Raw genomic sequence first — 9,911 nt, forward strand, 5'->3', positions numbered from 1 at the left:
CGGGTCCAGCGGCACGTAGGCCCCCCCGGCCTTGAGAATGCCCAGCAGGCCGATGACCATCTCCAGGCTGCGCTCCATGGCGATGCCGACCAGCACGTCAGGGCCCACGCCTTGCTCGCGCAGGCGGCGCGCCAGCTGGTTGGCACGGCGGTTGAGCTGGGCATAGCTCAGGGTCTGCTCGCCGAACACCAGCGCCGGCGCGTCCGGGGTGGCGCGCACCTGGGCCTCGATCAGCTGGTGGATACTGCTATCACTCGGGAACAGTGCATCCGTGGCGTTCCAGTCCTGGAGCAGTTGGCGCTGCTCATCGGGGCCCTGCATCGGCAGCTCGGCCAGTGCCCGGCCGGCATCTACCAGCATGGCACTGATGAGGTTGCCCAGGTGCTGCGCCACCTGCTCGACCGCCTGGCCAGACCACTGGCTGCGATTGTGGCTGTACTGGATCGACAAAGTTGCCCCCGGGCTCACCAACAGCGTCAACGGGTAGTTGGTCTGCTCGCGATTGGCCACCTCGCCAAAGCGCAGGCCATCGGGCGCGCCCTGTTGCAGCGCTTCGGCCACCGGGTAGTTCTCGAACACCAGCAAGCTGTCGAACAATGCGTCACCGCCCTGCCCGGCCCAGCGTTGCACGTCATACAATGGAGAATGCTCGAACTCGCGCGCCGCCAGGTTGCTCGCCTGAACCTGGGCCAGCCACTGCGCGACGGTCTGTTCCGCACGTGGCGTGCCGACCACCGGCAAGGTGTTGATGAACAGGCCGATCTGCTCTTGCATCCCTGGCAGATCAGCCGGCCGCCCAGCCACCGTAGCGCCGAAGCAGACACTGGGCTGGCCGCTATAGCGGTGCAGCAACAGCAGCCAGCAGGCCTGCAGCAAGGTATTGACCGTGACCCGATTAGCCTTGGCGAAGGCCTCGATCTGCCGGGTTTGCTGGCGGTCGAAGCGCTGCTGGTACTCACCCTGCCCAGATGCCGAACCGCCCAGGCCAAGGCCAGGGATGCTTTGCGCCAGGCAGGTCGGTGCCTCCAGGTCTGCCAGTTGGCCCTTCCAGAATGTTTCAGCGGCGCCCGCATCCTGACGCTGCAACCAGGCGATGTAATCGCGGTAATGCGTTGCCTGCACCGGTATCGGTTGCCCGGCATAACGCTGCAACACCTCCCCCAGCAAGCGCGAGGTACTCCAGCCATCCATCAGGATATGGTGGTTGGTATAGATCAGATGGTGGCGATGCCTGTCGGTACGCACCAGCACCAGGCGCAGCAATGGTGCCTGGGCCAGGTCGAAGCCGCGCTGACGCTCCTCATCAGCCAGTTGCTGCAACGCGGCCTCCAGTTGCTCGGTGTCGCGCCAGTCCAGTTCCGTGAACGGCGAGCCCACGCTGCGGTGCACGATCTGCACCGCTCGCTCCAGCTCTGCCTGCCACACGAAACCGGTGCGCAATATGTCGTGGGCCGCCAGTACATCCAGCCAGGCCTGCTTGAAACGCTGTGGGTCGAGGTGGTCGACATCGACCCGCATCTGGTTGATGTAGTTACCGCTGCCTTCTTCGTACAGGCTGTGGAACAACATGCCTTGCTGCATCGGCGACAACGGATAGACATCGGCAATTTGCGCGGCAGCCACCGGCAGGTTGTCCAGTTGGGCCTGGGTCAGCCCGGCCAGCGGGAAGTCCGAAGGGGTTACCCCGCGCTCATGCGCCTGGCAGCAGTGCTCGATCAGTGATTTGAGCTCATCTGCGTAGGCATCGGCCAGACGCTGGACGGTGGACGGCTGGAAACGCTCGCTGCTGAAAGTCCAGTTCAGCTTCAGCTCTCCGGCAAAGACCTGGCCATTGATGGCCAGCTGGCTGCTCAACGGTGTAGCGTCATCATGGCTCTGGCCAGCGCTTTCCTGCGCCGGCGTCAACAGCCCTGTTGCCGCATCGAAACTGCTGTCGAACTGGCCCAGGTAGTTGAAGACGATCTCGCCTGCCGGTAGTCGGCCAAGCACCTGACGAGCCTCGCTTCCTCCAAGGTAACGCAATACGCCATAACCCATCCCTTTGTCGGGAACGGCGCGCAACTGTTCCTTGATGGTCTTGATCGAGCCCGCCCATTGCGCCTGTGGGCTGAGCTTGAGCGGGTACAGGCTGGTGAACCAGCCAACCGTGCGGGTCAGGTCAATGCCGTCGAACAAGTCTTCGCGGCCATGCCCCTCCAGGCGCACCAGCACCTCTGCGCGACCGGTCCAGCGCGCGATCACCCGTGCCAGCGCGGTCAACAGCAGGTCGTTGATCTGGGTGCGATAGGCCGCCGGCGCTTCATGCAACAGCTTGTGCGTCCAGTGTGCGTCCAGGCGCGTCGCGACCGAGGCCGCGCAACGCTGCAGATTGGCACCTTGCGGGTTGTCACAGGGCAAAGCATCGTCAACGCCTTGCAGCTGCTCGTGCCAGTAAGCCAGTTCATGCTGCAGCGCGGGCGTTGTCGCATAGCTCTGCAACTGCTCTGCCCAGGCCTTGAACGCGCTGGTCTTGGCGGGCAACACCGGGGTCTGGCCGGCGGCCAGGGCATGGTAAGCCTGCTGCAAGTCTTCGAGCAGCACCCGCCATGACACACCATCCACCACCAGGTGGTGGATGACCAACAGCAACCGCTGGCTACCATCGGGCAGTTCGCCCAACACTGCCCGCAGCAGAGGCCCTTGCTCCAGGTTCAGGCTGCGCTGGGCTTGGTTGCCGACCTGCTCCAGTGCTTCGGTATGTTCAACCTGGCGACGCCACAACAGTTCATGCTGCGCGGTGCCGAACACTGCCTGCCAGGTACCTTCGGCCTGGCTGAAGCGCAGGCGCAGGGCGTCGTGATGGTCGACCACGCAGCGCAACGCCGCCTGCAGGTGGTGTTCATCCAGCACCTCGCGGGTGTGTAGCATCAGCGACTGGTTCCAGTGATGCCGCTCGACGACGTCCGATGCGAAGAACCACTGCTGGATCGGAGTCAGCGGCATGCTGCCCTCGACCCGCCCCTGGTCGATTGCGGTGCCGGTTTCTCGCCGGGCGATCGCAGCCAGCCCCTGTACTGTCTGGTGCTGGAACAGCTCCTTGGGGGTGAAGCGGATACCCAGCTGGCGGGCACGGCTGACAACCTGCAACGACATGATCGAATCGCCGCCCAGTTCGAAGAAGTTGTCGGCAAGGCCGACTTGCTCCAGCTTCAGCACGTCGGCCCAGATGGCTGCGATCTGCTGCTCCAGTTCGGTTTGCGGCGCAATGTACTCACCCTGCAGCACGCTGGCGTCTGGTGCCGGCAAGGCCTTGCGGTCGAGCTTGCCGTTGCCGGTAAGGGGCAGCACTTCCAGGAACAGCAGATGCGCTGGCAGCATGTGCTCAGGCAGGCTGGCCTTCAGTTCGGTACGCAGGTTGTCACGCAGTTGCGCCTGCTGTTCGATACTGTTCAGCACACCAGCATCGGCAGGCACCACATAGCCCACCAGTTGCTTGCCACTGGCGCCATCCAGCGCCAGCAGCGCAACCTGGCGCACGGCAGGCTGGGCGAGCAGGCGCGCTTCGATCTCGCCCAGCTCGATACGGAAACCGCGAATCTTCACCTGGTGGTCGATACGCCCGATGTATTCGATGACTCCGTCGGTACGGTAACGGGCCAGGTCGCCCGAGCGGTACAGGCGTCCACCGTGGTCATCGAAAGGGTTGGGTACGAAGCGCTCGGCAGTCAAGCCGGGGCGGCCGTGATAACCCCGCGCCAGGCCCGCCTGGCCAATCAGCATTTCCCCCGTGCAACCCGGCAGGATCGGGTTCAGGTTTGCGTCGAGCAAGTACCATGACAGGTCGGGGATGACCTCGCCGATCGGGCTGCTGGCGCCGTTGTGCAAGTCTTCCAGGGTGATCGGCCGGTACGTCACGTGTACGGTGGTTTCAGTGATGCCATACATGTTGACCAGGCGCGGCGGGTGGTCGCCAAACACGTCCATCCAGGGTTTCAGGCTGCTGACCTCCAGGGCCTCGCCACCAAACAGCACATGCCGCAGGGCCAGTTGCTGCCCCGCCTTCGCCGCCTCGCAGGCAACCGCAACAAGCGGCTTGAACGCCGAAGGAGTCTGGTTGAGCACGGTAACCTGCTCGCGTACCAGCAAGGCGTGGAAGTCTTCGCTGGAACGCGCCACGTCCGTGGGCACGATGACCGCCTTGCCGCCATGCAGCAGCGCGCCGTACAGCTCCCATACCGAAAAGTCGAAGGCATAGGAGTGAAACACCGTCCATACGTCACTGGCATCGAAATGGAACCAGTGCCGGGTGGCAGCAAACAGGCGCACCACGTTCCGATGCGGCAGCAGCGTACCTTTGGGCTTACCGGTGGAGCCCGAGGTGTAGATCACATAAGCCAGGTTGTCCGCATTCACCCGGCAGGCAGGGTTTACCTCGCTGTAGCCGCCGAGGCCGGTATCGCCGTCCAGCTCCAGCACATGCACGCCAGCCGGTATTGGCAGGGTGTCACGCAGGTGCTGCTGGGTCAGCAACAGGCGGATACCGCTGTCCTCGAACAGATAGGCGAGGCGGTCCTGTGGATACGCCGGGTCCAGCGGTACGTAGGCAGCACCTGCCTTGAGTATGCCGAGCAGGCCGACAACCATCTCCAGGCTGCGCTCGACGGCCAGGCCCACCAGTACATCCGGCCCTGCGCCCAGCTCCAGCAGCCTGTGCGCCAGCTGGTTGGCCCGGCGGTTGAGTTCGGCGTAGCTCAGGGTCTGCTCGCGGCAGACCAATGCTGTCGCATCCGGTGCAGCTTCAACCTGGGCCTCGATCAGTCGATGAAGCGGCTGTTCGGCGGGGAACTGCATCGATGACGGGTTCCAGGCCTGTACGGTCTGGTCCTGTTGCGCCTGGCTGACCAGCGGCAGGTCGGCCACGCGCTGACCGGGCTGGTGCACGATCGCCTCAAGCAGGTTCACCCAGTGCCGTGCCATCCGTTCGATGGTTGCGGCATCGAACAGGTCGGTCGCGTAGCTCAGGGCGGCGCCGAGGCTATGCTCGTATTCGAAGGTATCCAGGGTCAGGTCGAACCTGGCCGTGTCGTGGGCCCAGGTCAGCCCCTCCACCTGTAGCCCTGGCACGCTGCGCTGTCTGCCCTTGGCCTGCACCTGGTGGTTGTACAGCACCTGGAACAATGGGCTGTGGCTCAGGCTGCGCTCGGGCTGAAGGGCCTCCACCAGCTGCTCGAACGGCAAGTCCTGATGGCTCTGCGCTCCCAGCACTCGCTGTTTGACCTGCTGGAGCAGGTCGCTGAAGGTCAGTTGCAGGTCGAACTCGGCGCGCAATACCTGGGTGTTGACGAAAAAGCCGATCAGCCGTTCGGTTTCCACCCGGTTACGGTTGGCCACCGGTACCCCGACGCGGATATCCGCCTGCCCCGAATAGCGGTGCAGCAAAGCCTGGAAACTGGCCAGCAACACCATGAACAGCGTCGCCCCCTGACGCTGGGCCAGCTGCCTGAGCGAATGCACCAGGGCTTCCGGCAGGCGAACCTCATGCCGGGCGCCTCGGTGGCTACTGGACGCAGCACGCGGACGATCGGTGGGTAGCTCCAGTACTGGCTGATCATCGCCAAGCTGGGCCTTCCAGTACGCCAGCTGCCGCTCCTGCTCACCCGCTTCCATCCACTGACGCTGCCAGATCGCGTAGTCGGCGTACTGGATCGGCAGCGCCGGCAGCTGCGGCGCCTGGCCTTGGCTATAACCGGCATACAGCTGCATCAGCTCATCGATCATCAGCGGCATCGACCAGCCATCGGAGACGATGTGATGCAGCGTCAGCACCAGCACATGCTCGTCCTGCCCAAGGCGCAGCAAGCTGACCCGCAGCAGTGGCCCGTGCTGCAGGTCGAACGGGCGGCGTGCCTCGGCCTCCACGAGCTCGCGCACACGGTGTTCATCGGCGCCGGCCAGCGTCTGGATCGCCAACGCCACGCTGTGCTCGGGGTGAATGACCTGGACAGCGCCCTGCCCTTCATCGCTGAAGGTGGTGCGCAAGATTTCGTGGCGAACCACCAGCGCGTCGAAGCTGCGTTGCAATGCCTCGACATCCAGGGGGCCTTGCAGGCGCAAGGCCGCCGGGATGTTGTACAGCGGCGCGGCAGGCTCGAGTTGCCAGAGAAACCACTGCCGCTGCTGGGCATAGGAAAGGGGGACAGGGGTTGCAGGCTCGCGCCTGAAGATCGGGGTGAGCCCATACAGGTTCACCCCCTGCTGCTTGAGCAAGGCTGCCAGGGCCTGGCGCTCTTTGGTGGACAGTAGCTTTACAGACTCAAGCAGCTCTTGCACAGTGAAAATCTCCTAAGAAACCAGCTTTTCAATTTCCTCCGTAGTTAGACGTTTCAGGGCCTCCAGGGATTTAGCCAGCTGATTCTGAACAGGGTCCGCCTGTGGCGTGAGCTGCTCAAGCTGCGTGCAGTAGCCGCCCAGATCAGGGGTTTCGAACAGCGCTTTCAGGCTGACCGCCAAGCCCAGCTGCTCCTGCACGCGGCTGGTCACCTGGGTGGCGATCAGGGAGTGACCACCCAGCAGGAAGAAGTTGTCGCCCAGGCCAACCCGGTCAACTTTCAGCACATTCGCCCAGATCGCGGCCACCTGCTGCTGCAAGGGCGTGCGCGGTGGCACGTGGGCCTCCTCCGCCAGGGCAAGGTCCGGGCGCGGCAACGCCTTGCGGTCCAGCTTGCCATTCGGCGTCAGTGGCAGCTTGCTCAGCAGCACCAGGTAAGAAGGCACCATGTACTCCGGCAGTTGCCTGCGCAACGCACTGCGCAGTTGGTCGCGCAGGGCTGCCTGCGCAGCGGCATCGGCCATCACCCCAGGCTCGTCAGGGACTGCATACGCCACCAGGTGCTGGCCACCGGGACCATCAACGGCCATGACCACGGCTTCGCGCACCGCCTGCTGTTGCAGGCGCACCTCGATCTCGCCCAGTTCGATACGGAAGCCGCGAACCTTCACCTGGTGGTCTACCCGGCCGACATACTCCAGCACCCCGTCCGGCCGGTAGCGGGCCAGGTCACCGGTCCGGTAGATGCGCCCGCCGTGGGCATCGAAGGGGTTGGGGATGAAGCGCTCGGCGCTGAGACCCGGGCGCTTCAGGTAACCGCGGGCCAAGCCGGCACCGGCCAGGTACAACTCACCGACGGCCCCTACCGGCACCGGTTGCAGGGCACCGCTGAGCACGTAGGCAGCACTGTTGTGCAAAGGTCGGCCGATGTTCGCCTTGCCACCGGCCAACCTCAGCGTGCAGGTGGAATAGGTGGTGTCCTCGGACGGGCCATACAGGTCGTACACCGCGCGCACGTGCGCCAGGCGGTAGAGGTCATCGACAAGCGCCTGCTTCAGCGCTTCGCCGCACAGGTTGATGGTGTTGACCGACGCTGGAATATTGCCGGTTTCGCTCAGCTGCCTGATTGCCGATGGCACGGTGTTCACCAGCCGCACCCGGTCCTTCGCCGCCAGGTTCGGCAGCTCGAGGGCATTGGCGGCCAACACTGCATAACCACCCGCCGACAGGGTGACGAACAGCTCCCACACCGACAGGTCGAAGCAGATCGACGTGGAGAACAGCACGCCACACAGGTCTGCCTGGTCGTATACCGATAACGACCAGCCGACCAGTGCCGCCGCACTGCGGTGCTCGATCTGCACGCCCTTGGGTTTGCCCGTCGAGCCTGATGTGTAGATGCAGTAGATGAGGTTGCGCGGGCTGCTCATGCAGGCCAGGTCGGTATCCGGGTAGGCGTCCAGCGGCAACTGGTCCAGCAGCAGCGTGCGCGAGCGGAACTGCTCCGGAATTCGCTCACTCAGGCTGGTCTGCGACAGCACCAGGATCGCCTGGCTGTCCTCGAGCATGTACTCCAGGCGGTCCTGCGGATATTCCGGGTCCAGTGGCACATAGGCGCCACCCGCCTTGAGGATGGCCAGCAGGCCGACGACCATCTCCAGGTTGCGCTGCATGGCAATGCCCACCAGCACGTCCGGGCCCACACCCTGCTCGCGAAGCCTGTGCGCCAGCTGGTTGGCCCGGCAGTTGAGCTCGGCATAGCTCAGCGTCTGCTCGCCGAAGATCAGTGCCGAGGCATCCGGGGTTCGCGCTACCTGCGCCTCGAACAGCTGGTGAATGCAGCTGGCATCCGGGTAGCTGGCCTGAGTCGCGTTCCATCCTGCGATGATCTGCTGGTGCTCGCTGTCGTCCAGCAAGGCAAGTTCCGCAATTCGCTGGTTGGGTTGCTCGACGACGGCGTGCAGCAGGTTCTGCCAGTGTCGGGCCAGCGTGCGGGCAGTCGCAGCATCGAACAGGTCGGTGGCGTAAACCAGCGCAGCACCGATACCGGTCTCGTGCTCGAAGGTTTCCAAGGTCAGGTCGAACTTGGCGGTGTGGTTGTCCCACGCCACGGCGCTCACCTCCAGCCCCGGCAGCGTGTGGTGCTCGCCCCTGGCCTGGGTCTGATGGTTGTACATCACCTGGAACAATGGGCTGTGATTCAGGCTGCGCTCCGGCTGCAGGGCTTCTACCAATTGTTCGAAGGGCAGGTCCTGATGGGCCTGGGCCTCGACCACCCGCTGGCGGACCTGGCCGAGGAAGTCGTCAAAGGTCAGCTGCAGATCGAACTCGGCCCGCAGTACCTGGGTATTGACGAACAGCCCGACCAGGCGCTCGGTTTCCACGCGATTGCGGTTGGCCACCGGCACACCGACGCGGATATCTGCCTGCCCTGAATAGCGGTGCAGCAGAACCTGGAAGCTGGCCAGCAGCAGCATGAACAGCGTCACCCCTCGTTGCTGGGCGAAGCGCTTGAGCGCACGCGCCTGGTCTGCCGGCAGGTCGATGGCCAGGCGTGCCCCCCTGAGGCTGCTGACCGTTGGCCGCGGGCGGTCCAGCGGCATCTCCAGCAGCGGATCCTCGCCGCCCAGCTGGCGGGTCCAGTAGGCCAGCTGGCGCGCCTGCTCCCCGGCTTCCATCCAGCTCCGCTGCCAGATGGCGTAGTCGGCGTATTGAATGGGTAGCGTGGGCAGCTGTGCCTCGCGGCCCTGGCTGCAGGCTTCATAGAGGCGCACCAGCTCTTCCACCATCAATGGCATGGACCAGCCGTCGGCGATGATGTGGTGGACGGTCAGCACCAGCACGTGCTCGTGCGCATCGAGCGCCAGCAGCCTGACCCTCAGCAGTGGCCCATGCTCCAGGTCGAAGCCTTGGCGCGCCTCTCGCTCCACCTGCTCGCGCAAGGCCTCCTCGCCCGGTGTAACCAGCGTTTCAGGGGTCACCGGCAACACCAGGCGTGGGTGTACCACCTGCTGCACCTGCTCCCCTTGCTGATGGAAGGTGGTACGCAGCGCATCGTGCCTGGCCAGCAGGCCGTCGAAGGCATGCTGAAGGGCTACAAGGTCCAGCTTGCCCTTGAAGCGCAGGGCCGAGGATATGTTGTATACCGCGCTGTCCGGGTCCAGTTTCCAGAGGAACCACTGGCGTTGCTGGGCATAGGAAAGCGGCAACTGCTCGAAGTCGCCACACACCTGCGCAATGGGCAATTGCGCCAGGCTGCTGCCCTTGGACGCCAACTTTTCAAGAAACAGCTTGCGCTGCTCCAGCGGCAGCCGAATGAAGCGGTGAACCAGGTCGGTATTGCGGGTATCGGTGCTCATCTCAAACTGCCTCAAGCTCATTCATGAAGTCGTGGAACTCGTCCAGATCTGCTGTGCGGTCACGGGTTGCGGCGCTGACGGCGGTGGCGTAATCGCGAAGGTTGTCGGTCTGGAAAAGCAGCGCCAGTGGTGTGTCCGCCCCCAGTTCCATCTGCAAGCGCGCGACCGCTTGCGTGGCTAGCAGGGAATGCCCGCCAAGTTGGAAAAAGTTGTCCGCCAGGCCAACCCTCTCCAACTTCAGCACC

The 9,911-nt window shown here is 64.3% G+C and carries 3 protein-coding genes; all 3 read right to left on the reverse strand.

What is annotated here, in order from left to right:
• Positions 1-6,228: amino acid adenylation domain-containing protein (locus B4L76_RS19800; protein ID WP_414707236.1), on the reverse strand; the 6,228-nt coding region annotated here is incomplete at its 3' end.
• A gap of 93 nt (positions 6,229-6,321) precedes the next feature.
• On the reverse strand, positions 6,322-9,666 hold the full coding sequence (locus tag B4L76_RS19805; RefSeq protein ID WP_296234859.1) for an amino acid adenylation domain-containing protein: 3,345 nt from the start codon (positions 9,664-9,666) through the stop codon (positions 6,322-6,324).
• 1 nt (position 9,667) lies between these two features.
• A partial coding sequence (locus tag B4L76_RS19810) for a phosphopantetheine-binding protein (RefSeq protein WP_296234860.1) occupies positions 9,668-9,911 on the reverse strand: 244 nt, incomplete at its 5' end.

It is taken from the genome of Pseudomonas sp. UBA4617, from assembly GCF_002386445.1.
In the GTDB taxonomy this organism is placed as follows: Bacteria; Pseudomonadota; Gammaproteobacteria; order Pseudomonadales; family Pseudomonadaceae; genus Aquipseudomonas.

Excerpts from the sequence above, each read along its gene's own strand:
- B4L76_RS19805 (WP_296234859.1), bottom strand. The coding sequence starts at position 9,666 with ATGAGCACCGATACCCGCAATACCGACCTGGTTCACCGCTTCATTCGG.